At 58.0% G+C, this 25,042-nt stretch carries 24 protein-coding genes and 1 pseudogene; 12 read left to right on the forward strand and 13 right to left on the reverse strand.

Going from position 1 to position 25,042, the window contains the following annotated elements; translation table 11 throughout:
* The first annotated feature begins 2 nt into the window (after positions 1-2).
* Genes QP868_RS00090 through QP868_RS00100 form a run of 3 tightly spaced genes read left to right on the forward strand, consistent with a single transcriptional unit; the run spans position 3 to position 2,982 of the window.
* Positions 3-1,172, forward strand: coding sequence for an ABC transporter substrate-binding protein (locus tag QP868_RS00090; protein WP_284924475.1), 1,170 nt, complete (start codon positions 3-5; stop codon positions 1,170-1,172).
* A complete protein-coding gene (locus tag QP868_RS00095) occupies positions 1,169-2,242 on the forward strand; it encodes a FecCD family ABC transporter permease (protein ID WP_284924476.1) in 1,074 nt (357 codons plus the stop codon). Before QP868_RS00090 ends, QP868_RS00095 begins: the two co-directional genes overlap by 4 nt.
* Positions 2,239-2,982: an ABC transporter ATP-binding protein gene (locus tag QP868_RS00100; RefSeq protein WP_284924477.1), complete on the forward strand. Its 744-nt coding sequence runs from the start codon at positions 2,239-2,241 to the stop codon at positions 2,980-2,982. Before QP868_RS00095 ends, QP868_RS00100 begins: the two co-directional genes overlap by 4 nt.
* Before the next feature lie 18 nt (positions 2,983-3,000).
* On the opposite strand, the gene QP868_RS00105 is transcribed toward QP868_RS00100, so the two are convergent.
* On the reverse strand, positions 3,001-4,401 hold the full coding sequence (locus QP868_RS00105; protein ID WP_284924478.1) for an FAD-dependent oxidoreductase: 1,401 nt from the start codon (positions 4,399-4,401) through the stop codon (positions 3,001-3,003).
* Between the two features lie 193 nt (positions 4,402-4,594).
* Here QP868_RS00105 and rarD point away from each other — a divergent pair, with 193 nt between their 5' ends.
* Positions 4,595-5,557, forward strand: a complete 963-nt coding sequence (gene rarD / locus QP868_RS00110) for an EamA family transporter RarD (protein WP_284924479.1) — start codon at positions 4,595-4,597, stop codon at positions 5,555-5,557.
* Between the two features lie 30 nt (positions 5,558-5,587).
* Here the strand turns inward: rarD and QP868_RS00115 are convergent, their stop codons facing one another.
* Genes QP868_RS00115 through QP868_RS00125 form a run of 3 tightly spaced genes read right to left on the reverse strand, consistent with a single transcriptional unit; the run spans position 5,588 to position 8,637 of the window.
* Positions 5,588-6,625 (reverse strand): polyprenyl synthetase family protein, encoded by a 1,038-nt coding sequence (locus QP868_RS00115; protein WP_284924480.1) that lies wholly within the window; start codon positions 6,623-6,625, stop codon positions 5,588-5,590.
* Complete coding sequence (locus tag QP868_RS00120) at positions 6,622-7,917, reverse strand: geranylgeranyl reductase family protein (protein WP_284924481.1); 1,296 nt, start codon at positions 7,915-7,917, stop codon at positions 6,622-6,624. The genes QP868_RS00115 and QP868_RS00120 overlap by 4 nt, the downstream gene beginning before the upstream one ends.
* Positions 7,918-8,637, reverse strand: a complete 720-nt coding sequence (locus QP868_RS00125; RefSeq protein WP_284924482.1) for a demethylmenaquinone methyltransferase — start codon at positions 8,635-8,637, stop codon at positions 7,918-7,920.
* 52 nt (positions 8,638-8,689) lie between these two features.
* On the opposite strand from QP868_RS00125, the gene QP868_RS00130 reads away from it, so the two are divergent.
* Positions 8,690-10,060: an isochorismate synthase gene (locus QP868_RS00130; protein WP_284924483.1), complete on the forward strand. Its 1,371-nt coding sequence runs from the start codon at positions 8,690-8,692 to the stop codon at positions 10,058-10,060.
* Here the strand turns inward: QP868_RS00130 and menD are convergent.
* On the reverse strand, positions 10,044-11,636 hold the full coding sequence (gene menD / locus QP868_RS00135; RefSeq protein ID WP_284924484.1) for a 2-succinyl-5-enolpyruvyl-6-hydroxy-3-cyclohexene-1-carboxylic-acid synthase: 1,593 nt from the start codon (positions 11,634-11,636) through the stop codon (positions 10,044-10,046). The two genes, QP868_RS00130 and menD, sit on opposite strands and share 17 nt — an antisense overlap.
* 35 nt (positions 11,637-11,671) lie before the next feature.
* Between menD and QP868_RS00140 the strand changes: the two genes are divergently transcribed.
* Positions 11,672-12,652: a CPBP family intramembrane glutamic endopeptidase gene (locus tag QP868_RS00140; protein WP_284924485.1), complete on the forward strand. Its 981-nt coding sequence runs from the start codon at positions 11,672-11,674 to the stop codon at positions 12,650-12,652.
* 76 nt (positions 12,653-12,728) lie between these two features.
* Complete coding sequence (locus QP868_RS00145) at positions 12,729-13,442, forward strand: sensor domain-containing protein (protein ID WP_284924486.1); 714 nt, start codon at positions 12,729-12,731, stop codon at positions 13,440-13,442.
* Here the strand turns inward: QP868_RS00145 and QP868_RS00150 are convergent.
* Positions 13,439-14,449 carry an o-succinylbenzoate synthase gene (locus QP868_RS00150; RefSeq protein ID WP_284924487.1) on the reverse strand — a complete coding sequence of 337 codons (1,011 nt, stop codon included), beginning with the start codon at positions 14,447-14,449 and terminating at the stop codon, positions 13,439-13,441. The genes QP868_RS00145 and QP868_RS00150 overlap by 4 nt on opposite strands.
* A gap of 30 nt (positions 14,450-14,479) precedes the next feature.
* On the opposite strand from QP868_RS00150, the gene QP868_RS00155 reads away from it, so the two are divergent.
* The 3 genes from QP868_RS00155 to QP868_RS00165 are packed head-to-tail and all read left to right on the forward strand — an operon-like array spanning position 14,480 to position 17,642.
* Positions 14,480-15,397, forward strand: a complete 918-nt coding sequence (locus tag QP868_RS00155) for a 1,4-dihydroxy-2-naphthoyl-CoA synthase (protein ID WP_284924488.1) — start codon at positions 14,480-14,482, stop codon at positions 15,395-15,397.
* Between the two features lie 15 nt (positions 15,398-15,412).
* Positions 15,413-16,684 (forward strand): AMP-binding protein, encoded by a 1,272-nt coding sequence (locus tag QP868_RS00160; RefSeq protein WP_284924489.1) that lies wholly within the window; start codon positions 15,413-15,415, stop codon positions 16,682-16,684.
* A gap of 22 nt (positions 16,685-16,706) precedes the next feature.
* On the forward strand, positions 16,707-17,642 hold the full coding sequence (locus tag QP868_RS00165) for a 1,4-dihydroxy-2-naphthoate polyprenyltransferase (RefSeq protein WP_284924490.1): 936 nt from the start codon (positions 16,707-16,709) through the stop codon (positions 17,640-17,642).
* A gap of 44 nt (positions 17,643-17,686) precedes the next feature.
* On the opposite strand, the gene QP868_RS00170 is transcribed toward QP868_RS00165, so the two are convergent.
* Positions 17,687-17,971, reverse strand: coding sequence for a DUF4229 domain-containing protein (locus QP868_RS00170; RefSeq protein ID WP_284924491.1), 285 nt, complete (start codon positions 17,969-17,971; stop codon positions 17,687-17,689).
* 65 nt (positions 17,972-18,036) lie between these two features.
* Between QP868_RS00170 and QP868_RS00175 the strand changes: the two genes are divergently transcribed.
* The gene (locus tag QP868_RS00175; RefSeq protein ID WP_284924492.1) at positions 18,037-18,375 is read left to right on the forward strand and encodes a PLDc N-terminal domain-containing protein; all 339 of its coding nucleotides are present in this window, start codon (positions 18,037-18,039) and stop codon (positions 18,373-18,375) included.
* 2 nt (positions 18,376-18,377) lie between these two features.
* Positions 18,378-18,902: a hypothetical protein gene (locus tag QP868_RS00180; protein ID WP_284924493.1), complete on the forward strand. Its 525-nt coding sequence runs from the start codon at positions 18,378-18,380 to the stop codon at positions 18,900-18,902.
* Here the strand turns inward: QP868_RS00180 and QP868_RS12125 are convergent.
* From QP868_RS12125 to QP868_RS00210, 6 genes and pseudogenes are all read right to left on the reverse strand, one after another.
* Positions 18,895-20,237 (reverse strand): annotated as a pseudogene (locus tag QP868_RS12125) (MFS transporter). The gene QP868_RS00180 and the pseudogene QP868_RS12125 sit on opposite strands and share 8 nt — an antisense overlap.
* Positions 20,238-20,453: 216 nt before the next feature.
* Positions 20,454-21,479: a c-type cytochrome biogenesis protein CcsB gene (gene ccsB / locus QP868_RS00190; protein WP_284924494.1), complete on the reverse strand. Its 1,026-nt coding sequence runs from the start codon at positions 21,477-21,479 to the stop codon at positions 20,454-20,456.
* Entirely contained in the window at positions 21,479-23,020 is a 1,542-nt protein-coding gene (gene resB / locus QP868_RS00195) for a cytochrome c biogenesis protein ResB (RefSeq protein ID WP_284924495.1), read from the reverse strand. Before resB ends, ccsB begins: the two co-directional genes overlap by 1 nt.
* Positions 23,020-23,799 carry a cytochrome c biogenesis CcdA family protein gene (locus QP868_RS00200; RefSeq protein ID WP_284924496.1) on the reverse strand — a complete coding sequence of 260 codons (780 nt, stop codon included), beginning with the start codon at positions 23,797-23,799 and terminating at the stop codon, positions 23,020-23,022. The genes resB and QP868_RS00200 overlap by 1 nt, the downstream gene beginning before the upstream one ends.
* Positions 23,799-24,386 (reverse strand): TlpA family protein disulfide reductase, encoded by a 588-nt coding sequence (locus QP868_RS00205; RefSeq protein ID WP_284924497.1) that lies wholly within the window; start codon positions 24,384-24,386, stop codon positions 23,799-23,801. Before QP868_RS00205 ends, QP868_RS00200 begins: the two co-directional genes overlap by 1 nt.
* Positions 24,383-25,042 (reverse strand): histidine phosphatase family protein, encoded by a 660-nt coding sequence (locus tag QP868_RS00210; protein WP_284924498.1) that lies wholly within the window; start codon positions 25,040-25,042, stop codon positions 24,383-24,385. Before QP868_RS00210 ends, QP868_RS00205 begins: the two co-directional genes overlap by 4 nt.

The raw sequence follows: 25,042 nt of genomic DNA on the forward strand, positions 1-25,042 counted from the left end.
CCATGACACAATCAAAACACTCGTCCATTAGGACCATCATCGCCACCATTGTGGCCCTCGTTCTTACCCTCACGGCCTGCTCACCACAGAAATCGGCCGATTCCGCTACCGACACCCAAACACTGACCGACGCGATTGGTCGAACCGTCAAGATACCTAAGAATCCGGACCGAATCCTGCTTGGCGGGCAACGTGAGCTATACACCACTGCCATCCTTAATCCGGATAATCCTCTCGACAAGATCGTCGCTTGGCCCAATGATCTGCTTGAGAATGACCCCGACACCTACCACGCCTACGCCGAAAAATTCCCCAAGCTCAAAGAGATACAAACGACAGGTGAAATCTGGGACAACTCATTTTCACTTGAGCAGGCCCTGCAAACCCGACCGCAAGTTTTCGTTATCAGCGCCTCAAGTTTTAAAGCCGCGGAAGAAGCAGGCATCATCAGCGGTTTCGAAAAGGCTGGAATCCCAACCGTTGTCATTGACTACTTTGTTGAACCAATCAAGAACACCGTGCCAAGTATCCGGATCATGGGTCAACTGTTTGGACAGCAACAGCGCGCTGAAGAATTCGTCAAGTTCTACGAAAGCAAAATCAAGAATGTCACCGACACGTTGGAACGCACAAAGCCTCAGGAACAACGCGTTTTTCTATGGCGCGCCCCAGGCTACTTTGACTGTTGCCAAACTTTTAAAGAGTCTAACCTCGCAAAAATTGTCACGGCAGCAGGAGGCACGAATCTAGGTGACAACCTGCTCAGTAGCCAGCAGGGCACCCTTTCGCCAGAAGCAGTAGCAAAAGCGGCACCCGATGTCGTCATTGCAACAGGAGCAAACTGGTCAAGCGAGTCAAGCCCCGCAAAGCCGGGCACGTATGTTCCTCTCGGATATTCAGCAGACTCGAAGAGCGTAGCCCAAGAGTGGAAAAAGGTACTTGAAAAGCAGACTGTCATCAACCAACTTCAAGCGGTGAAAAGCAAGCGCGCGTATGTTGCGTGGCATCACTTCTACGACTCCCCATACAACTTCCTTGCCGTCGAATGGTTTGCACAAGCAATTCATCCTCGCGAGTTCGCGGGCCTAGAGCCCGAACGAGACTTCCAAGAGCTACACACACGTTTTCTCCCCGTTGACGCAAACGGAACGTTCTGGACAGGCCTACCGTGATTCTTCATAGCAGAACATCAGCTGAACAGGGCGCTTCGGTACATGCTCATATTCGCTCTACACAACGACGCTTGGGCGTCCTCGGTCTGCTTGCCACACTTCTTATTGTTGCGGGATTTGCAGATGCTTGGATTGGGGGTGCCCCAATGCCCGCCGAGGCATTTTTCCATGCGCTTATAAGTCCAGCGACCAGCGAAAAAATCGATACCCAAATCGTTTGGGATGTGCGCTTGCCCATGACCGCAACAGCAATAACCTGCGGCGCCGCCTTGGCGATGTCCGGAGCACAGATGCAAACAACCTTAGGAAACCCCCTGGCAGAGCCGTACACACTCGGCATCGCCTCGGCGGCAAGTTTTGGCGCATCATTGGCGGTAGTCACGGGATTCGGTTCTACCGCACTTGGGTCGGTCCTGGGCGTCGCAGGATCCGCTTGGGTATTCGCCATGATCGGTTACGGCATCATCCTAGGAATCGCAAAACTACGCGGCCCGAGCGCCGAAAGCATGATTCTTGTGGGAATCGCCATCGTGTTCTTTTTTGACGCACTCCTGGCCCTCATGCAGTACATGGCATCCGTTGTGGAACTTGAGCAGGTAGTCTTTTGGACGCTTGGCAGCTTGACCCGTGCGACATGGCCACAAATCGCACTCATGGGAGTCATGCTGACGATTGGGGGATTCTTTTTTGTCTCAAAGGCGTGGACACTGACCGCCTTCCGAATGGGAGACGATCGCGCCCGCTCGATGGGCATACCTGTAGAACGCACACGCTCGCAGGCCCTACTAGTAGCTTCGTTATTAGCTGCGACCGCAGTATCTATGGCCGGAACAATTGGTTTTATCGGGTTGATTGGCCCTCATATAGCCCGGACTTTGGTAGGCGAAGATCAGCGATTCTTCTTGCCTGCTTCAACCATGACTGGCGCATTGCTTCTTACCTCTGCATCGATGGTGGCAAAAATCATTCAGCCCGGAGTAATTCTACCCGTGGGAATCATTACAGCCGTTGTAGGTGTACCCGTCTTTCTCACCTTGATTTTGAGCCGAAGAAGAAAGGTTTGGTCATGAACGAACTTACGATCCAAAACGTTTCGTGCAGACGCGGAAAGACTCAGATTCTTCACAACGTCAGCATCAAACCATGTCAGCTCGGATCTGTCACGGCTGTTGTTGGGCCCAACGGCGCAGGAAAGTCGACGTTCTTACGATGTGTGGCAGGTTTGGAAAAGAACTACCGTCCCGCACATCCGGAAGAGATCTTGTACCTTCCACAAGATCCGCCCCCTCCATCGTCGCTGTCAGTTTTTGAATCCGTTTTAGTTGCGCACCAACAAGGAAAATCCGGTATTGGGCATCTTCGCGTTACTCGTTCTGCGCGTTGTCGCGTTCAGGAGGTCATTGAACGTTTAGGCCTAGTTGAATTTGCCAACCGTGCAATGGACCAACTTTCTGGTGGCCAGCGACAACTAGTTAGCCTTGCCCAAGCTGTCGTGAGAAAACCTTCCGTTCTCTTGCTTGACGAGCCAAGCAGTGCGCTCGACTTGCGAAATCAACTCGTCTTGCTCGACCACGTACTGACCTTCGCACGAGAGCAACCTGCCGTCGTGATCGTCGCAATCCACGATTTAAGCCATGCTGCCCGCTTCGCCGACAACGTGGTAGTGCTTCATCAAGGATCGGTTCACTCAGAAGGACCGGGCCGCGATGTCATCACACCCCCGATGCTCAGAGATGTCTACCAAGTGCACTCTCGTGTGGATATTTGCCCTGACGGTGGCCTAAGCATCGACGTTTCTAAAGCCCTCTAAGCCGGCTAACCTCGCAAACTACTCCTCGTTCGACACTGCTTCGCGGGCGGCCGCGATCATGCCTTCACGAGTAGCTACCTTGATACGTTCACGACCGTGCGGGGCGCCAAATGCGCGCTCCGCCGCTTCTAGCCGGTGGACACCTTCCCAGTCGATGAAGTCCACGCCCCTGCCCTTGAGCAACTCAACAATCGCGTCCTCAGATGCGTTGTCAGGCTCCGGCAGTTTCCCTTCGACAAAGTCGGTGATCACGTGCCCAATCGTCTCCAGCGCATCACCCTTGGTGTGACCAATAAGCCCCACCGGGCCACGCTTGATCCACCCAGTGACATACACGCCAGGGATAACCGGGGCTTCATTCGCCGTCATCTGACTTTCGCCGTCCACCACACGACCTTCAACGTTGGTGATCACACCCTTACGGGCATCAAACGGAAGCTGTGGCAGAGGCGTTCCAAAGTACCCAACCGCCCGGTAGATAGCGGTCACGTCCCAGTCGTGGAACTCACCGGTCCCGGTAACGTTGCCGGTACCATCCAACTCCTGACGCTCGGTCCGCAAGCCAGTGACTCCAGTTTCTTCGTCACCCAGAATCGACACGGGCGAGTGTAAGAAGTGCAAGTGCAGACGACGCTTAGCTCCCGTTGGCTCGCGGAGCGTAAAGTCAGTGAGCGTCTTGGTCACCTGCTTGACCTGGTTCGATTCTTGGATCGACTTCATTGACCCTTCGTCGAACTCAAAGTCCTCCGGGTACACAACAATGTCGACATCCTTGACCTGACCCAGTTCACGGATCTCCAGTGGCGTGAACTTAGCTTGGGCAGGCCCACGGCGTCCAAACACGTGAACATCGGTCACCTGGGACTTCTTCAACCCTTGGTACACGTGGTCCGGAATCTCCGTGGTCAACAAGTCGTCTGCCTGCTTAGCAAGCATGCGTGCGACGTCCAATGCCACGTTTCCATTACCAATAACAGCCACGCTCTTCTGATCCAGCGGCCACTCTTGGGACACATCTGGGTGGGAGTCATACCAATTGACAAACTCCGCTGCCCCATAGGACCGCGGCAGTTCAACACCTGGAATCCGCAGGTTCGCGTCAATGAAACAACCTGTTGAGAAGATCACCACGTCGTAGAGCTTCTGCAGGTCGTCCAAGTGAATGTCGGATCCAAAATCAACATTGCAGAACAAGCGAATGTCACCACGGTCAAGAATCTTCACCAGCGCGTTGGTAATGCCCTTGATTCGCGGGTGGTCGGGAGCAACTCCGTAACGCACCAAACCAAACGGCGCGGGGAGGCGTTCGAACAAATCAATACTGACCTCAAAATCGCGCTCTGCTTTGGTAAACAGATCAGCGGCGTAGATTCCTGCCGGTCCTGCACCCACGATTGCTACGCGAAGTGGTCGATTCATGTCACACCTTTCTTCAGTCGCACCCAAGTCTAAGTACTTTGCCTAATAGCCTGCTAATTTTTCCCGCTCACAGCCAGCATTCGTGCGCGGACTCACACTCCCCGGTTACACGCCACCCACCCCCAAACTCACACCGCAACCGCCACAGTGAGACCGCACACAGCTCAACGAAACTTATGTATAGACTTCCCGTGTGAACGCGCACCCAAACAACAACTCAAACACCCCGGAACCCAACCAGGGCATCCCTGATGATGAACAAGCCCGCCGTAAGGCCGGGCTCATTTTTGGGCTCAGCGCGTATCTCCTGTGGGGCGTCCTACCCCTGTTCTTCATGGCCATCCAACCGGCCGGCCCACTTGAAATTCTGGCCCACCGAATCATTTGGTCGCTGTTTTTCTGCCTGATCCTCTTGCTGTTCGCCCGCGGCTATCCCCGGCTATGGCGCCTGCTGCGCACGCCCCGCGTTCTAGGGATCCTCGCATTGGCGGCCATCACTGTTGCCATCAACTGGTTCGTGTTCGTCCTGGGTGTGGACATGGGCCGTGTAGTCGAAGTATCACTGGGTTACTACATCAACCCACTAATCTCCGTACTCCTTGGCGTTCTGTTCCTGAAAGAAAAACTCCGCCCGCTCCAGTGGCTAGCCATGGGAATCGGCGCCGTAGCCGTCATCGTCATTGCAGTGGGCAACGGGCGAGTTCCATATCTTGGCCTAGCTGTTGCAATATCGTTTGGCCTCTATGGGCTCATCAAAAAACAGGTCGGCGGCCGAGCAGGCGCACTCGAAGCGATGACCATCGAAACGATCGTGCTGTTTATCCCGTCCGTGGCCTATGTCCTCTACTTGATGTCACAGGGCCAGTCGAACTTCGAAACCCAAGGCTCACTTCACGTGATCCTCATGCTCTGTCTAGGACCAGTCACTGCGATCCCACTGATCCTGTTTGGTAGCGCAACCTCACGTATCCCCTTGTCATGGGTAGGCATGCTGCAATACGTCACCCCCACCATGCAGTTCCTCACCGGAGTTTTCATCATGGGCGAGGATATGCCCCTGTCCCGCTGGGCAGGGTTCGCCATTATTTGGATTACCGTGGTGCTGGTGTGTGTGGACGGCGTGATGGCCGCCCGCCGCAGGCGCCGGCTCCGCTAACGTAGAGCCCCGCTACCCCCGCCGAGGTGGTTACCGCGCCCGCTCGACCGTCCCGTATGCGAAGGTGGCAAGTGCATCTTTGATTTCACCCGCAGGCAACGGGGCCAGTGCATCTACCGCACGGTCTGCCCATGCGCGTGCTTCTGCCCGCGTCTGTTCAAGCACTTCGTGCCCAGCTAGAGCTTGACGGGCTTCTTCCAAAGCCGCATCTTCGGTGAGGTCGGCGTCCACCTTGGCGAGCACCTCGGCGGCGGACTTATCCCCCGCCTGCGCTGCCTTGCGCGCCAACAGAACGGGCAGGGTTGCTACCCCTTCACGCAGGTCAGTACCCGGCGTTTTACCTGAGTCCTTACCGTCGACCGTGAGGTCGATGACGTCGTCGGCCAGTTGGAACGCCACCCCCACGGCCTCGCCATACTCCTTGACAACAGGGCGCAACTCGGCTGGCCCGTCTGAGGCGATCACTCCGAACTGGCATGAAGCAGAAATCAGGGACCCGGTTTTGTCGGCCAACACTGACAAGTAGTGCTCAATCGGATCGTCCGATTCGGTAGCCCCCACAAACTCGTGCAACTGGCCCAGAACCAAGCGTTCGAACGTTTCGGCCTGCACCCGCATGGCTTCAGCGCCCACTTCCAGGCTCAGTTGCGAAGCGCGGGCAAACAGCAAGTCGCCGGTCAGAATCGCGACGTTGTTACCCCACTTTTCGTGGGCTGATAGCGCACCCCTACGTTTAGGCGCTTCGTCCATGACGTCGTCGTGGTACAGACTCGCCAAGTGAACCAGCTCAACAGCCGCCGCCGCGGTGTGCACGCGGGGCGAAACGCCACCGCCTAATTGCGAACACAGCAGAACCAACATGGGTCGGACACGTTTTCCTCCCGCCCGCATCAGATGGTGGGAAGTTTCGTCAGCAAACGCCGAGGTCTGACTCGCAGCCGCGTCAAGCACCGTTTCGACGTGCTGGAGTTCGCCAACAAGCATGTTCGCCATCTCTTCTGACAGAGATCCGCCCACCGCATCGAGCGCGAGTCGCCCGTGATTCTTTGGCGCCGAGGTGCTTGTCATGTCCCCATTCCTGTTTCGTTGCTTGTTGCGGGCACCACCCGTTCGAGACCTGCAATGACGTGATCGAGAATGTCCTTGCCTGAACGTTCTTCGTACACGTTTGCAAACAGTTTCACCACGAACTTCATCAGCGTGGAACTGCTCATACCGTACTTTAGTCCCAGTTTCATGATCTGGGGGTGTCCAATGAGGTTTGCGAAGACTCGGCCCATCGTCACATACGATCCGTACGCGTCCCGCACGATCGACGGATATGAGCTCATCGCCGACTTCCACGCCCTGGTTGGATAACCATGGTGGGTCACCACAATATCGGCTGCTAGGCGGGCTGACTCCATTGCGTAGTCTATGCCTTCACCGTTGAACGTGTTCACCATGCCCGCAGCGTCACCCACCAGCATGACTCCGTCTTTGAAGTGCGGTGTGCGGTTAAACGCCATGGGTAAGGCAGCGCTCTTCGCGTCTGCCAGCACCGCGTCAGGGTCGATGCCCCAGCGTTGCCCCACGGACCCTACCCACTGGTGCAGTGTCTTTTTGTAGTCCACACTGCGGAAGTCAGGTGACGTGTTCAACATGCCCAGCCCCACATTGACCGTGCCGTCACCTAAAGGAAACAGCCACCCGTAACCAGGCAGAGGCTCCCCGCTACCCCCACTGCCTGAGTCTGCGCGTAGCTCAAGCCACGACTCAATGAAATCGTCGTCGTGACGTGGCGACTCAAAGTACGTGCGCACCGCTACCCCCATGGGCCGGTCGTCACGCTTGCGGATCCCCATTTTCACCGCGGTTCTGGACGATACCCCGTCAGCCGCGATCACTAACGGCGCCCGGAACGTCACCCGCTCCCCCGTTCGACGACCTCGGTCATCAGTCGCCTGCGCATGCACACCGGCGACCCAACCGCCTTCAAAGAAGGCCTCTGTCGCCTGTGTATTCTCAAACAGGTGAGCGCCACTGGCCTGTGCGTGACGGGCCAGCGCTTCATCGAGCACAGTACGTGGCGCTGTCAGCCCGTAGTTGGGCATGCCGGACACGAGCGGCCATTCGAGTTCCACCCGGTGACCGCCACCAAACAGGCGCAAACCTCGGTTCGCGTGCCACCCCGGGTTCTCAAAACCCAAATATCCCAGCTCGCGCACCGCCCGCGGGGTCAGTGCGTCACCACAGATCTTGTCGCGCGGGAAACTAGCCTTTTCGACCAGCGCCACACGTAACCCACCTCGGGCCATGTGCGTGGCGGCCGCTGAGCCACCCGGGCCGGCACCTACAACAATGACGTCAAAGTCAGCCACTTACGACTGGCCTCCCGGCTTAACAGCTCCCGGTTTAACAGCGTGGTGGATCGCCACGATTCCACCCGTAAGGTTGCGGTATTTAACCTGGTCAAAGCCAGCGTCGCGAATCATGTACGACAGGTCCAACTGCGCGGGCCACTCGCGGATCGACTCAGCCAGGTACACGTACGCTTCCGGATTAGAGGACACGACCTTGGCCACCGCAGGAAGCGCCCGCATGATGTACTGCTTGTAAAACTTGGAGAACGGCGCAAACGTGGGCGTTGAAAACTCCGTGATGACGAGTCGTCCGCCCGGTTTGAGCACCCGCAACATCTGGGCCAACGCACGCGCCGGATCCTGCACGTTGCGGAACCCGTACGTAATGGTCACGGCGTCGAATTCGTTGTCATCAAACGGCAAGTCCAGTGCATCCGCGTACACAAACTCAATGTCGGGGTGGCGTTTGCGACCCACTTCCAACATGCCTTCAGAAATATCGCCGGCGATCACGCGCGCGCCCGCTTGAGCATACGGAACAGAGCTGGACCCCGTACCGGCCGCCAAGTCCAAGATCTTTTCACCTGGCTGGGGGTCAACCGAACGCGTGTTTTCCACTCGCCACCACCGCGACAAACCAAATGTCATGGCGTCATTTGTGAGGTCGTAACGGTCTGCAACAGCGTCGAACATCGACGCGACATCCGATTTCTGCTTATCTAAGTGGGCGCGGCTCATTCCTTTATCTTCGCAGGTCTGACGTGGCTTAGCGAAATCCCTTCCCGCTACCATGAAGGACGTGAACGGTGAGACAAACGCAGAAACCCTGGCAGATACTCTGACAGTGCGACCCGGCGACACAGTGCCCACACTGTCTGTCCGGTCGTGGTTTGTCGACGGTGTCACCCCAGAAGCACCCGCCCCTTTCGTAGGTGGCCTCCCCGCCACCAGCATGGAGTTCCTCACCCAGTTGCCCACGGACACTCTGGCCTGCTGGGTGCGCGGCAACAGTGGGTTGGTGGGCTTTGGTCGCGCTGTGCGGATCCGCGCCCGAGGTGCCAACCGGTTTTCGGATCTGTCCACTGTGTGGCGCTCAGTGTCTGGCAACGCCACGGTTGATAACCCCGTTCGTTTGCCGGGTTCCGGGCTCGTGGGTTTCACCACGATCGCGTTCGCTGAGGACTCGCAAGCCGAATCCGTCATCGACATCCCCCAGTTCATTATGGGTAGGCGCGACGGGCGTGTGTGGCTCACCGCCGTCAACGTCACCGGCACTCCTCACACGGAACTCAAGCTTCGCGACGTGGCGTTGCAGACACCTCGGGACCCGCAGGTACACGACGGGCACGTCTCCGGCGGGCGCTACACGCGCGCTGTCACCGAGGCCATTGAGATTATGCAGTCCGGGCGCGCCAGCAAGATCGTGGTGGCCCGGGACGCTGTGGTCGAAACCAGCAACGACATTGACGTGCGTGCCCTGGTGGGCGCGTTGAACCGGTCGTATCCGTCCACGTGGACGTTCTGCGTGGCCGGCATGGTGGGGGCCACCCCAGAACTCCTCATCTCACGCTCAGGCGACCGGGTAGAGTCCCGGGTTTTGGCGGGCACGTACCGGGTGGCACATGACCCGAGGTCGGAGCTGGCGGCCGCCCGCGCCCAGTTGGGTGGGGCCAAGGACACGGCAGAACACCGTTACGCGATCGACTCGCTGGCGCATACTCTTGAGCCTTTGTGCTCTGAGCTCGAGGTGGACCCTGAGCCGCACTTGCTGGCCCTGTCGAATGTCATTCACTTGGCGTCCGATGCTCACGGGATCGTGAAGCCTGGCCACACACTGTTGGACGTTGCGCAGGCCGTTCACCCCACTGCCGCGGTGGGCGGGGTGCCGCGGGAGGCGGCCTGGGAGCACATCGCGCATGTAGAAAAAGCGGACCGAGGTCGTTACGCGGGCCCCGTGGGATGGATCGATGGCAACGGGGATGGCCAGTTGGGCATCGCGTTGCGGTGCGGTCAGCTAGAAAGCCGCAACAAGATTCGCCTGTGGGCCGGTTGCGGGATCATGCCGGATTCCGACCCGGCTTCCGAACTTGCGGAAACTCGCGCCAAGCTCACACCTATGATGACTGCACTGGGTGTGGCCCACCTTATTGATCAGGTGTAAGTACCACTTCGTACACTCCCGGCTGTTTGCCGTCGACCGCGGCCTGCAGGTCGCTCATGGTGTTGATGTACCTGTACGGCCAGCCGTAGGCGGTGGCCAGGTGGTCGAAGTTTCGGCCGTGGCGGGTCGCGAAGAACCTGTCAAAGTATGGCGCTAAGTGGTCTTGGCCGTGTTCGAGGCCAGCGAAGATGGACCCACCATCGTCATTGAGAATGTAAATCTGCACCGGTGGCAGGTTTTCGCCCACTTCCAGCAAAAGCCCGCCGATGTCGTGCAGGGCGGTCACGTCGCCAATCACAATTGCCAAGGGGTCAAAAAACTGGGGGTGCTGACTCTGCCCGGCTTTTGCGATCCCAATCCCGGTCGAGATGAGCCCGTCAATCCCGGCCAATCCCCGCGACGCGTGCATGAGGCAGCCGGTTAGAGGCACATTCGCTAAGTACCGCACAGCATTCGAGCTTCCCACCAACATGTGGGAACTCCCAGCCGCAATTGTTGACACGATGCTTTCTGCCACGCTGAGTTCTGTTGGCTGGTTCCCCCAGAACTTCAGACGCAGTTCATGCCCGGCCTCCGTGCTGCCGTCTGCGCCATCTGCGCCTGTGCCCGACCGTTCCGCGCTCAACGCCCGCGCCCGCTCACGCGCTTCGTCCGGCCACCATTCGACGTTGATCGGGATCGTGAAAACTTGCCGCTGGGCCAACAGCTTGGCGGTGGGTCTAAACAGTGTGACCTTTCCGTACTGAACCACCGTGGTCACGTCGTCCCAGCCACGCGTTTCCAACACTCGGTGTGGCACGGGAACGGACAAGTCAATAAGCGCCGAGGTGGGTTCAGCAAACACCGGAACCCCCGCCAGCATGCCCCGCACCACTCCGTGCGAGTCGTCAAAACCTGAACAGTCACCCACTACTGCAACAGTTCCAGGCTTCTTCAGTGCGTCCAACGCATCTGCGAGCGCCTGAATGTCCTGCTCTCGTGGCTGAGCGTGCAAGATCGTGGGGCGCTCCCGGGGCACGTCCCACGGGAAGTCCGATGCTTCTGGCACCAGAGGAACATCGAACTGCACGTTCAGTTGCACCGGCCCGGGCAGACCCGTTTCACCCATTGCCACCGCCAACGCTTCTGCGACCGGGGCAGGTTCACCTGCCGGAACATCGTAGGCGGCTAACACCTCGGGCAAAACACGGGACTGGTCATCCAGCGTCTGGTTAGCTCCCGTCGCCCGCAGACGCGCTGGCCGGTCCGCCGTCAAGGCGACGATGGGCACGTGACTGTAGGCCGCCTCGGCGATGGCGGGACCCAGGTTCAGAACCGCCGTTCCCGAGGTAGTCACCACCCCAACCGGCCCCGGAACCAGTTGCGCGCGCAGTCCCTTGGCGAGCCCTAGAGCGAGGAACCCAGCGGAACGTTCGTCAATGCGGACATGCGCAGTGATGATGCCTTGCCGGTCAAGCTCAGCAAAAGCGTAGGTGAGTGGCGCGGACCTGGAACCGGGGCACACAACAACGTGTTTCATTCCGAAACGCACGCACTCTCGTGCAATTTCACGGGCGGTAGCAGTGGAGATGTTCACGTCTCGATTCAATCACGCTTAGTTAGACTGAAAACATGAACTACCCTCCCTCCCCGTACGCGTCCTCTGTTGCACCGCTTGCACCGGCGGTACACAGAAACGACAAGCGACGCGGCTGGCAGCTCTGTTTGGGAACCGTGCTGTTCTTTGTTTCTCAGGCTTTTATGGTCATCCCGGTCGCCGTGTATGCGATCGCCACGGGGAAGCCTGACGACATCGCTGACATGATTGGGTTCAGCGGACGGACCCCCGAACTTCTCCCCACTGTTCTTCTCTGTGTGGGAGTGGCGTGTGGCATCGCGGTTTCGATGCTTGGCTACATGCTTATCGTGAGCAAAGTGGGTGGCACTCCCGGAAACGGGTTGAAGGGTAAACGCAAGTTCTTGGAGTTCATTTTGGGGGTAGCCTCAGGGGTCGTTCTGATCGCGCTGGCGGTGGTAGTGATCTGGGTGCTGGGCGGTTATTCGGTGACCGGTATCCACACGGGTCCCACACTGTTGCCTGCTCTTCTTACAGCTGCCGCGATCGGACTTGGGCCGGGCTTTATGGAAGAGGTCCTGTTCCGAGGTTTCGGGCTACGCATTTTGGACGCCTGGTGGGGTTGGCTACCGGCCCTGCTGGTGACCTCTCTGGTCTTTGGGCTCGTCCACATCACCAACCCTGAGGCCTCGCTCTTTGGGGCCGTCGCAATCGCACTGGAAGCAGGCGTTCTGTTAGGCGCTGCGTATTTCCTCACGCGTCGCTTGTGGTTAGCGATTGGTATTCACACGGGCTGGAATTTCGCTCAGGCTGGTATCTTCAGCTCCGATGTTTCCGGAACCGGCGACACCGCGGGCCTGCTCGTGGCCACATGGCACGGACCGGCATGGCTCACCGGAGGGGACATGGGGGTTGAAGCGTCAGTCATCACTATCGTCATTGCGCTTTCCGCTGGGGTGCTCATGTTGGTTCTGGCTTACACCCACGGGATGCTCAAACCTTCAGTCAAACGCGAACAGCGCATGTTGCAACCCTGAAACATCCCACCAAATTCGCATGATCGTGATGTTGTAGTTTTTGGTCCGTTGTTATCGTTTTTCATGGAGGTACAACATGAAAACCATTCGAACCGCTTTTGCAACCGTCGCGATCGGCGCATCCCTCACTTTGGCCGCCTGCTCAACAGGTGAGCCCGGCGCCCCCACTGAAGGAACCAACGAAGGCCAACAGCAAGGCCAGGATCAGGGCCAGGGCTCGGGTGACGATCAGGCACAGAACACCGCGTACACCAAGGAACAGGTCGAACAGGCTTTCAAGGACGCGGGATATGAGCTCCAGGCTAACGCGCAGCCACCAACCATGGATATGGAGAAGGCAGAGATTGAACCTGCAGAATGTAAAGACATTCTCTTGAGCCAAGTTCAGCGCATCGACCAAACAACTTCCGACAAAACGATTGTGGGAACTAAAGGTCAGGATGCAGCTGCCTCAGGAGTTGTTTATGGCTCTGAAGATGAGGCCAAAAAAGAACTGGCAAACTCCAAAACAGGCATGAGCAAGTGCTCCACCATCACGATGAGCGTAGGGGGCCAAAAGCTCACTGTTACAACGGAGACAAAGGACAGCTCAGTAGACGGCGCCGACGAGGCTCTGGTCACGAGCATGGAAGTCAAAGACTTGGGCACTGGCCCTGTCTCAACGGTCACCACCCGCAAGGGTAACGTGCTCGTCAGTGGTACTACGATCGGGGCAGAAGCCACAGGCGGTGACTCTGACGACGCTGAACTGTCGAAAGAAGTTCAAACCATTCTAGAAAAACTCGGTTAGTCCTCACGACTCTCTAGCAGCCGCGCCCAGCACGCGCGCAACCGCCGAACCCACCATTCGGCACGCGCGGGCTGGGCACGATACTTTTCCAACAAAAACTGCGACGGTTCCACCCGCCCAACTGGCAGCACGCCTTCGCGAGCTTGCAACGGATTCGTCACCACATCGGCGGACAACAGCGCAGCTGTGCCCAAACCTGCGGCCGATTCGTCGTCGAGGCTCGCTGCCAGCGCTACCCCAACGCTGAGCCCCACCGAGGACTCAAGAGCAGACGACACCGTGACCGGCAATCCACACTCCTTCACCACGCGGATAGCGGCTCGCACACCACCCAACGGCTGAACCTTGACGACAATATGATCGGCGGCCCCCAGCTGCGCAACCCGAAGCGGGTCCTGGGCCTTGCGAATCGACTCATCGGCAGCGATCCGCACGCCCTCCACCTGTTCACGCACAGCCGCTAAGTCCTCGACGCGCGCGCACGGCTGCTCAACGTACTCCACCCGTTCAAGAAACGCGGACAAGTCAGCAAACCTTCGTACAGCATTCACGGCTTCTGAAACGGAATACGCCCCGTTGGCATCCAACCTGATCCGCGCGGAACTTAGCCTCAACACGGCACTCACCCGCTCTACATCCTCGTCCACACTGGCAAATCCGCGGGCGGCGATCTTCACTTTTACCACCTCGGCGCCGGGATACCTTCCCAGAATCCCACCAACCTCGTGAGCGGGGCACGCCGGTACGGTCGCGTTGATGCGCACCGTGTCACGCAAAGGCGTAGGGAACTCGGTCGTGGCCGCTTCGACCGTGGCACGCAACCACCGTGACGCCTCCTCCACCTGGTACTCCACGAACGGCGAAAACTCGGCCCACCCGGCTGGCCCCTTGACCACCATGAGTTCCCGCTCAGTGATGTCGCGAAAGCGCGTCACCATGGGAAGGGTCACCACGTGTATTTCGCTGAACAGTTCGCCGGGGTCATGTGGAAGATCGCGTGCGTCCATGCACAAAACTGTAACCACTATGCTGGCTTCATGACTGTTTCAGACATTTTCGACCCCACCAAATGGCGTGAGGTTCAAGGATTCGACTTCACCGACATCACCTACCACCGGGCCATCAACCCCGACGGTTCGGACTTTGGGTGCGTGCGCATCGCATTTGACCGGCCACACGTGCGCAACGCTTTCCGCCCGCACACGGTCGACGAACTGTACCGGGCACTTGACCACGCACGCCAAACACCCGACGTGGGGTGCGTTCTGCTCACCGGCAACGGACCCAGCCCCAAAGACGGTGGGTGGGCGTTCTGTTCCGGTGGGGACCAACGAATCCGAGGTCGTTCCGGCTACCAATACGCAGGCGGCGAAACCGCTGAAACCGTGGACCCAGCCCGGGCGGGCAGGCTCCACATCCTCGAGGTCCAGCGCCTGATTCGCACCATGCCCAAAGTGGTGATCGCCGTGGTTCCTGGCTGGGCGGCCGGTGGCGGGCACAGTCTGCACGTGGTGTGCGACATGACGATCGCCAGTGAGGAACACGCAAAGTTCAAGCAGACCGACGCCGATGTGGGTTCCTACGACGCCGGTTACGGATCCGCGTACCTGGCCAAGATGGTGGGACAGAAGCGCGCCCGCGAAATCTTCTTCCTGGGCCGCACCTACTCTGCTCAAGACATGTACGACATGGGCGCGGTCAACGAAGTGGTGCCCCACGCTGAGCTTGAAGACGCCGCCCTACGCATGGCGCGCGAAATCATGGGCAAGTCCCCCAACGCGCAACGCATGCTCAAGTTCGCGTTCAACCTGGTTGACGACGGGCTGATTGGTCAGCAGGTGTTCGCCGGTGAAGCCACACGTTTGGGCTACATGACTGATGAGGCTGTTGAAGGCCGCGACGCTTTCTTGGAAAAACGTGACCCCGACTGGTCCCCATTCCCGTGGTACTACTGAGGTGCCACTGAACCAGTGAGTTCCTCCGACTTCTCCTCTGTCTTCAACCTGTTTGCAGGGGCCCTGGACGGCACGCACACACTCGTGCTGCCCGGCGGCCCCATCACCGAACTCACCGCGGTCACTGACCCGGCGACCACCCCCGCTGCCACCCCGGGCGCAACTCCCGAGACAGCGCTGGTGGTTTACACCTCGGGATCGACGGGTGTGCCCAAGGCAGTTGCGCTTTCAGCGTTGGCGTTGACGGCCTCGGCGCGTTCCACTGAACGGTTCCTCCACGGACCCGGACAGTGGCTCTTAGCGCTCCCCCACACGCACATTGCCGGGGCACAGGTGATTCTGCGCTCCCTGCAGGCAGGAACCGAGCCGGTGGTCCACACGGGTGCGTTCTCAGCGGACTCGTTCGCCCAAGCCGCCCAGAAGCTCACCGGCGACCTCCCCCTGTACGTATCGCTAGTGCCTACCCAGCTGGTGCGCATCTTGCAATCGCCCCGGGCCACCGAAGTCGCCCGCAGGTTCGCCACGATCCTGCTGGGAGGAGCAGCGATATCGCCGGCCCTGCTTGAGCGTGCGCACGATGCGGGACTGAACATCGTGCGCACCTACGGCATGAGCGAAACCGGTGGCGGGTGCGTGTATGACGGGGTGCCGTTCGACGCGGTGACGCTTAAGCTGGATGACCAGTCGCGCGTGATGATTTCTGGGCCCGTTTTAGCTAATGGGTACGTGCGGATTGAGCCGCGCGATCCGAGTGGGCACGGGGCGGTCGGCAGCACTGGCAGTGGCGGCCCCCTCACAATCGCACCCATCGATCACCCAGCCGGCGCGGTTCCCCCGGGCGCGCCCAGCGGGTTTTACGGAGACACTTTCCTCACCTCGGACCTGGGTTCCATGACGGACGGGGTTTTAAGCATCCTGGGCCGGGCTGATGACGTGTTTATTTCCGGTGGCGTCAATGTGTCACCCCTGCGGGTAGAAAATGCGGCGTTGCGGGAACTGGAACCATTGGGGGTCGCCGAGGTGGTCCTCACCTCCCTGCCCGACCCTGAGTTTGGTGAGCGGGCCGTCCTGCTGATGGCCGGTTCGTCCAGTGTGTTCGCGCAACTGTCACACACCGAGTTGAGTACGCGTGTGAAGTCGCTGTTGGCAGGCACAGGGCTGGGGCCAGCTGAGCTTCCTCACCGCACGTGGTTGGTTGACCAGATTCCGCTGAAAGGGATTGGTAAACCGGACCGCAGAGCGGCCCGCGACCTGGCTCAAGCGCTGGCTACCGGACGGGTAGACTAGAGAAGTTTTGAGGAGGTAGGTCATGGCCACGTTTGGTCAGTGGGTTGAAGGTGCCCGGCTTCGCACTCTGCCGCTTGCGTTTGCGCCGGTGTTCGCGGGGGCAGGAGCCGCTATTGGCGCGGCGGGAGGCGTGTCTGAACTGATTATCGGTTCACCCTTGCCTACCGATTCTCCCCAGCCCCGCTACCTTCACGTGATTGTGTGCTCTGTTTTAGCGCTTATCGTGGCGCTTGCCCTGCAGATTGGTTCGAACTTTGCCAATGACTACTCCGACGGAGTGCGAGGAACCGACGATGTGCGCGTAGGTCCCACTCGTTTAACGGCTAGTGGCCTTGTTGCCCCACACAAAGTGAAAAGGGCTGCCATGCTTTCCTTTGCCACGGCAGGGGTCGCTGGCCTTGCGCTCACGGTGGTAGCGCAGGCATGGTGGTTTATCCCCGTGGGTGTGCTTGCGGTTCTCGCGGCGTGGTTCTACACGGGGGGCTCTCACCCGTACGGCTATTACGCGATGGGTGAAGTGTTCGTCTTCATTTTCTTTGGCCTGGTGGCAACCGTTGGAACCGGTTACGCAATAGCCGGAACAATGACCCTGTCCATGTGGGCGGCAGCCGTAGGGGTTGGCATGTTCGCCTGTGCTGTTCTTATGGTGAACAATCTGCGTGATATCCCAACCGACACTCAAGCGGGTAAGACCACGCTGGCGGTAGTGTTGGGAGATCGTAGGGCCCGCGTGGGCTACGCCGTCATGGTGAGCATCCCCTACGCTCTTCTAATCATCCCCGCTCTTGCCGGTCATATGGCGGCCCTCATTACCGTCATTTCTTTTGCCCTCGTGATTTCTCCTCTGCGCACCGTGCTGGGCGGGCGCACCGGAACTGATCTCATTCCGTGCATCAAGTCAACCGGTCTTGCCGCCCTTACCTATGGCGCGCTTTTAGGCTTGGGCCTCGCACTGTAAGCGGGCACCCTGGAAATGAGCTCGCGCTATAAGCGAACCTTCGCCTACTCCTGAGACCCGTCTACCTGCGCGTCCTCAATAGCTTCGTCGGAGTCCTTTTTGACCTTCTTGGCCTTGGGCGCGCGGGCCTTCCGGTTCTTGTTACGTTCAATGAGCCCGTCGGTGGCGCGCATCCGCAAACCAGCCAGCATCAGGTAACTCAGGAATGCTGAAATCAGGATCGCAGCGATCATGGCGATCAGGTTGAAACCAAAAATCCAAATCGTCAGTGACACGACAATAACCAAAACGGCGAGTCGGGCCAGCAAGTACAACACATAGTCACGCATGATGTAACGAGTTTACTTCAGTCCACGTAACCGTCGAAGACAGGCCATCACCTAAACTGGGTGGCATGTCTCGAATCTTGCTCAGTGTCATCGTCATTTACGTCGCGGTTGCACTGTATTCCGTTTTTGATGCCGCTGTCCGTGACAAAGACCAGATTCGGATCATGCCTAAGGCCGCATGGATTGCCGTCATTGTTCTGGTTCCTTTGGTGGGACTGCTTTTGTGGTTCCTCTTTGGCCGTGGAACCACCAATAGCGCCCCCACCCGTGGAGTGGCACCAGATGACGACCCTGAATACCTCCGCAAAATCTCAGAAGACCTGGACTGGGAGCGCCGCAAAAAGCAAGGACGTAGCGACTCTGAAGAACCCGGCGACCCTGGCAAGCCCCACAGCGAGGAGTAACCGTGGAACACTCCCCTCAAGTTCGATACGAAGTTCGGGTTAGAGAATCTCTTTCGCACAACCTGAAAGTCTCCAGGTTTTTCAACCTCATGTTGCTGTGGACCGGCGCAGTCGTTTTTGGCCTGCTGGGCATCTTCGTCGTGTGGATCACGTTCGCCACGGAGCCTGAATCACGTGAGTGGATGGAATCAAGTGTCGCGTGCTTGGTGTTGTTTTCGTTTTCTGCGCTCTCCATATTTGCAGCACGTATGAAGCGGCGAATTTTCGCTGGACCGCTGGAATCCGGCGTGCATTTCACGATTACCGACACCACGGTCGAGTACCCTAAAATCGGCCGCATCAAAGCCGCCGAATCATGGCCCCTGAAGCAGACCCACATTAGCCTCAAGCGTGGCCGCTTCGGAACTCTGACCCTCGAATGCCCGGGCCACCGTCGTCGCACGTACGGGCAAGCGGTGCTACGTGACCCCGTGGAAGAGGTCTATGCAGCCATCACCGCTCAAATCGAGCGCGCCCAGACTATTTAGCGTCTGCCTCGAACTTCGCCTCGACACCCACCTCGGGAAGCTGGTTTCCGCGGATCGTAGCCCCTGCCGTCTCCTTCATGCACAGGGTTGCAATCAGACCAATCACGCACGCACCCATCATGTAGAACGCCGGCACCAGCGGTGAACCGGTCTTCCCAATCAGCCACTCATTCACGGAAGGTGCGGTACCACCGAAAGCGGCGGTGGCAACGTTGTACGTAATCGCGAAACCTGCGTAACGCACCTGGGTGGGGAACATGGCGGGGAACGTTGCAGAAATCGACGACAGCTGCGGGATGTACAAGACTCCCAGGACGAAAATACCCAGCAGAGCGAACCCAAAACCGTTGGGCATGATCATGTACATGGGCACGGAGGCCACAATCAGCCCAATCATGGAAAACGCCCACATAGGCTTACGCCCAAACTTATCGCTCAAAAGTCCGCCAACAGGCATCAGCAGCATCATACCGAACTGCGCGAGGAACATAATGGTTAGCGTTGTCTGCGAGGACAGCTCAACAGTCTTCTCAAAGTACGTGGGCATGTATGACAAGAGCGTGTAGTTCACGACGTTCACGGCTGTGACCAGTCCGGTCATGATCAGCATCTGCTGCCAGTGGTCCTTGAACAGTGAGCCGAAAACCTTTCCTGTCGATCCTTCGTCGGCACTCTTCTCATCCATTTCCTCAAACACAGGCGACTCGCCCAACTTGCTGCGCAAGTACAGACCCACAATTCCCAGCGGACCGGCGATCAGGAACGGTACACGCCAGCCCCACTCCATCATCGCTTCGTTACCTATAGTCAGCTCACGAAGAGCACAATGAGCGAACCAAGGGCAAAACCAGCCAAGGTTCCGAACTCCAGGAAACTTCCCCAGAACCCACGGCGGTTACGGGGTGCGTATTCGGCCATCATGGTGGCCGCACCACCGTATTCACCACCGGAAGAGAACCCTTGCACAGCGCGCAAGATCACCAGCAGGATGGGAGCCAAGATCCCAATGGTTTCGTGGGTAGGAAGCACACCAATGAGGAACGTGGCACCGGCCATCATCAGGATGGTGAGGGCAAGGACGTGTTTGCGCCCGAGGCGGTCGCCCATTGGCCCCCAGAAGATACCTCCCAGCGGGCGTACTAGGAATGAAAACGCAAAGGTCGCCAGGGCCAGGAGGGTTCCGTACTGACCCGGGAAAAAGTGTTGCGTGATGTAGGTGACGGAAACGGCGTAGATACCGTAGTCGAACCATTCAGTCGCGTTACCGATTGCAGAAGCCGCGACGGCCTTTCGAACAGTGGATGTGTCCGGCTCCTTCAACTGCGGTTGAGTCACAACAACAACTCCTCGTGTGCGGTATAGCTTTCCAAGTCTCCACGGTTTCAATTGCTCATTGGTTTCTCAACGGAAAGCCACGTTTGCACATGTTTTGTTAAGGAACGAGAATCTGCTCACCCCTCCATCACTCCACGTGAACTACGGTTTGCGAAATAAAACAACCCTGAGAGTGCTTAACACTCTCAGGGTTTACACAAAGTGTGTTCGTTTTTGCTATTCGAGTCCAGAGTAGCTGTGCAGACCGTTGAAGTAGATGTTGACCACCGCGAAATTAAACAGGACGGTGGAAAAACCAACCAGGTTGAGCACGGCGATTGAGCGTTGTGACCAACCACGGGTTGCACGTGCGTGGAGGTACGCGGCATAGATGACCCACACCACGAACGTCCAGATCTCCTTGGTGTCCCACCCCCACGGGCGTCCCCACGCGACTTCAGCCCAAATTGCACCGGCGATCAGGGTGAAGGTCCACGTGATGAATCCAACCGCGGCCAAGCGGTACGAAACGATTTCAATGCGTTCAGCCGAAGGAACACGTGCCAAGAACCGCAGTGCTTTAGGGATAGGGCGGTCTTCCTTTGTCCGCTTTTCATAGTTGAGGGTGAGCAACTGGAAGATCGCAATAATCGCAGACACCGTCAGCAGTGCGGTAGACAGGATCGCAATAGGTACGTGAATGTAAATCCAGTACGACTGCAAAGCAGGAATGAGCTGAGCGGCTGGGGTGTAGAACACCGTAATGCACAGGCCCAGAGTAATCAGCGCAAAACCTGCGACGAACGTTCCCATGTAACGCAGGTCTTTAAACTTCAGAACTGCCAGATACGTGATGACAGCCAGTGCAGAAGCAACCAGCGCGTACTCCATCATGTTGCCCCACGGGACGCGCATGACTGCAATTGTGCGAGTGACAACAGCACCCACGTGCATGAGAACAGCAAGAACTGTCAGCGCAGTTCCCACACGAGCCCAGCGCCTGAAGTTATCCGAACCACTGACCGGAACCGGCGAATCTTCGTCGCGTTCAGCAACTGCTACGCCACCGCCACGGTTCCGTGAGGTGCGCGCGACCGCGCCGGCTTTTGCAGCTGTTTTTGCTTGGCTCTTTGCCTGATTCTTGGTGGAAGCAGAATCACCAAACAGGTCCAGAGAGTAAATGATGAAGGCGATCGCGTAGACCGCCATGGCCGAATAAATCAGCAGATTGGACCAACTAGCCCAAACAACAGAGACGTCCATTAATCTTCCTCTTCACGCGCAGATTCATTCAAGTGTACGGCAAGCGCTTTTACTGCGTGCTGGACCCTGGGGTCTTCCCCACGCGCAAGAGCCGCGACTTCTGCCCGGCCGTCAGTAACACGCACCCACATACGGCGGCGCGGAATGAACAACGACAACCCCAGACCAACCATAAGCAGAACGGCCCCTACCAAAAGCACACCCTGTGTGGGGTTGGAGTGAATGTCGACGGCGACAAAGCGTTTCACACCGTCAAACGTGACTGTGCCCAAACCTTCTGGAAGCTCCACAGTTTCACCCGGTGCCATCTGTAGCGTGACGGGCTTGCCTTCGGCGTCGGTGATCTCCCGCATCTTAGAGGTATCGAGTTCGTACACGTTCTGAGCGACACCTTCATCCAGACCCAAGTCCCCCGCATACACGCTCATTACCAAATATGGCTGATCTGCTGCCGGGAAGGTCGAAATCAGTTCGCCTTGCTCATTGAGACCGGCGGTGGGAAGGAACACTCCCCCAAAGCCCAACTGTTCCCCACCGGTATCCGGAACCTTGACGACACCTCGGGACGCGTACGTGCCGTCAACCGGTAGGAATACAACGGGACCGGAGAAGGTGACATCACCGTTCGCGTTCTTCACCGTGACTTCAGGAGCATAACCGTTACCCGTGAGGTACACGCTGGTGCGACCAAACCGCACAGGGTCGTTGACCTGCAGGACCTTGTTCTCTTCAACCCCCTGGTAGTTGGTGGTGACATTCGCTGCGAAGTGCCGGGGCTGAGCGAACTGCGACCCCACCGATTCGCTGTCGAACGTGGCGTCGAAACGATTGAGGGTCATGCGGAAATCGTCCAGATTATCCGGGTTGTAGTAGGTGCCCGGGGTGAAGTCGTCATACGACACCAGCGAGTTGGAGAAGGTGTCGCCCTCCACCAGAATCCGCTGCCCGGAATACGACACGAGCGCGCCCAGAGCGAACACCACAACAACCCACAGGATCGAAAAGTGGAACACCAGGTTCCCGGTTTCGCGCAAGTATCCGCGTTCAGCCGCGACGTGGTCGTCGTTGCGCACTGTGCGGTAGCCGGCCTTTTTCAGTGCCCATTGTGCCCGGTCCAGGAGCTCTTCGCCGTCAGTGTCTTCAAGCTCCCACTCCTGGTGAGCTGGCATCCGCGAAAGCCTGCGCGGCGCTTTTGGCGGGGCCTTCCGCATAGCTTTGAAGTGCTGACCGCAGCGAGGCACGATACAGCCCACCAGCGACACCATGAGCAAGATGTACACAGCAGAAAACCAGATCGACGAGTACACGTCGAACATCTGCAGTTTGTCGAGCACCTCACCCAAGGTGCCGTTTTCTTCAATGAACGTGCGCACCTTACCGGGGTCTTGAATGCGTTGTGGCAAGAGCGACCCAGGGACCGCCGCCATGGCCAGAACCAAGAGCAGGATGAGAGCGAAACGCATGGTGGTGAGTTGGCGCCATGCCCAGCGCAACATTCCCACCGTGCCAATATTTGCGGGAGCTTGCGTTTTTGTACTCACTACACCACCAACTCGAATCCGTTTGCCCACAGTTGCATATAGCTCATCATGAGATTCCACAGCCCGGTGACCATGGCCAGCCCCAGCACGATCAGCATGATTCCGCCCGCTCGCACGATTGCCCGCTGGTGACGACGCACCCATTCGAGTTTGCCCATCCCCTTGTGGATGAGAAACGCGACAATCAGGAACGGAATCCCGATGCCTAAGCAGTACACGAACGTCAGTACCGCTCCTCGCACCACGTTTCCGGTTCCACCAAAGCTGGTGGACATGGCCAGAACTGCTGCCAAAGTGGGGCCAATGCACGGCGTCCAGCCAAGGGCGAATGTCGCGCCCAAAAGGGGCGCTCCTAGAAGCCCAGCCCGAGGTCGTTTGGAGATCCGCACATCGTTCTGCAGACGCTGGAAACCGCCCAGAAAAGCGATTCCCAGGATCACGACGATGACCCCAAAGATCCTGGTGACAATATCAATCCACTGGGAGACTAAAACGCCTAATCCAGAAAACAAGATCCCAATGGCCACAAAAACGGTGGCGAACCCCAGGATGAACAGCCCCACGCCTGCTAACACCGTCCAGGTTTTCTTGTCCTTGACGTGGGTTCCAGAAAGCCCTGTCACGTACCCCACATAGCCGGGGACCAGGGGAAGAATGCAGGGTGAAAGAAACGACACGAGTCCAGCAAGGAGCGCGACCGCCATCGCTAAGAGAATAGGGCCGTTGAGAACGGTGTCGGCAAAGGACTGGCCAGCAGAGGCAAGCATACGTACAGGCATCAATTGCCCAGAGTTTCTTCGACCAAGCCTCGCAACGTCGATTCTTCTACTGCGCCCACAACACGCGCTGCTGGCCGTCCTTCCTTATCGAGGATGACCGTGGACGGAGTCGCTTGCGGGGGTAGAACTTCAGACAGAGCAGCAACAATTGAACCGTCAGTGTCCAGAGCGTTCGCATACTTCACGTCGAAAGTCTTGGTGAAACCTTCTGCGGCAGCTTTTCCGTCCCGAACGTTCACCCCTAAGAATTCGACGTCGTCAGCGAATTTGGTGGCGACCTCGTTCAGGGCTGGAGCTTCTTTTCGGCACGGTGGGCACGCCGCGTACCACAAGTTCACCACAACAAGTTTGGGCTGGTAGTCCTTCACCGAGCCCTGCTTTCCATCCAAAAGTGTGAAGTCGAAGTTCACGGGTTCGCCCCGCTCAGCTTCTGGGATCTGTGTCACAACACCGGAACCGGACACGTAGCCCTGCCCTGACCCTGCCTGCTGAGCAAGCGAATCAGATTTCGTTGAACAGGCGCTCGTAGCGACAAGCGCTGCCGTTGCCAACACTGCTGTGAGAGCTTTGCGACGGTTGACGGTCATGCTCCCGCAACTCCCTTCGCCGGTTGCAGATCTTCTGCAATGTCGATGTAGCCGACGTCGACAAGTGAACCATTTTCAAATGTGAGAGTCGTCGAGGACGCCAGTGCACATTCGCGGTGACGTGGGTCGTGCACCAGTGGACGATCTTCCGCGTCTAAACGCGTCACCCAAATAGGAAGCTGGTGCGACACGATCACACCGTCAACCTCTTCGAGCTTCTCACTGCGCGCGATGTCCTCCAAACGGCGGTGCACACTCGCTACTGCCGCGCGCATCCGACGCACTTGGTTCACATATGGTTCGCCCCATGACGGTTTTAACGGGTTGTACAAGCGTTGCAAGTTCTGTGGTTGCATGAGCGAATGACGGTCAACTTTTGTTCCTTCGAACTGGTTTTCCGCTTCGATGACTCGTTCATCAACAACAGGCTCAATATCCAGGGCCTGTGCAAGTGGGGCGATAGTCTCCTTGGTTCGCAAAAGTGGAGAACGCACCAAATCGCGAACCACAAAATCAGATCCCGTGTAGTGTTCGGCTACTCTCTGAGCCATCTGATGACCAACCTCAGACAACCCAAAGCCCGGAAGGCGACCGTACAAAATGCCTTCAGGGTTGTGAACTTCGCCGTGCCGGTTCAAGTGAACACGGATAATCAT

The sequence above is a fragment of the Brevibacterium sp. UMB1308A genome (assembly GCF_030230605.1).
Classification (GTDB): domain Bacteria; phylum Actinomycetota; class Actinomycetes; order Actinomycetales; family Brevibacteriaceae; genus Brevibacterium.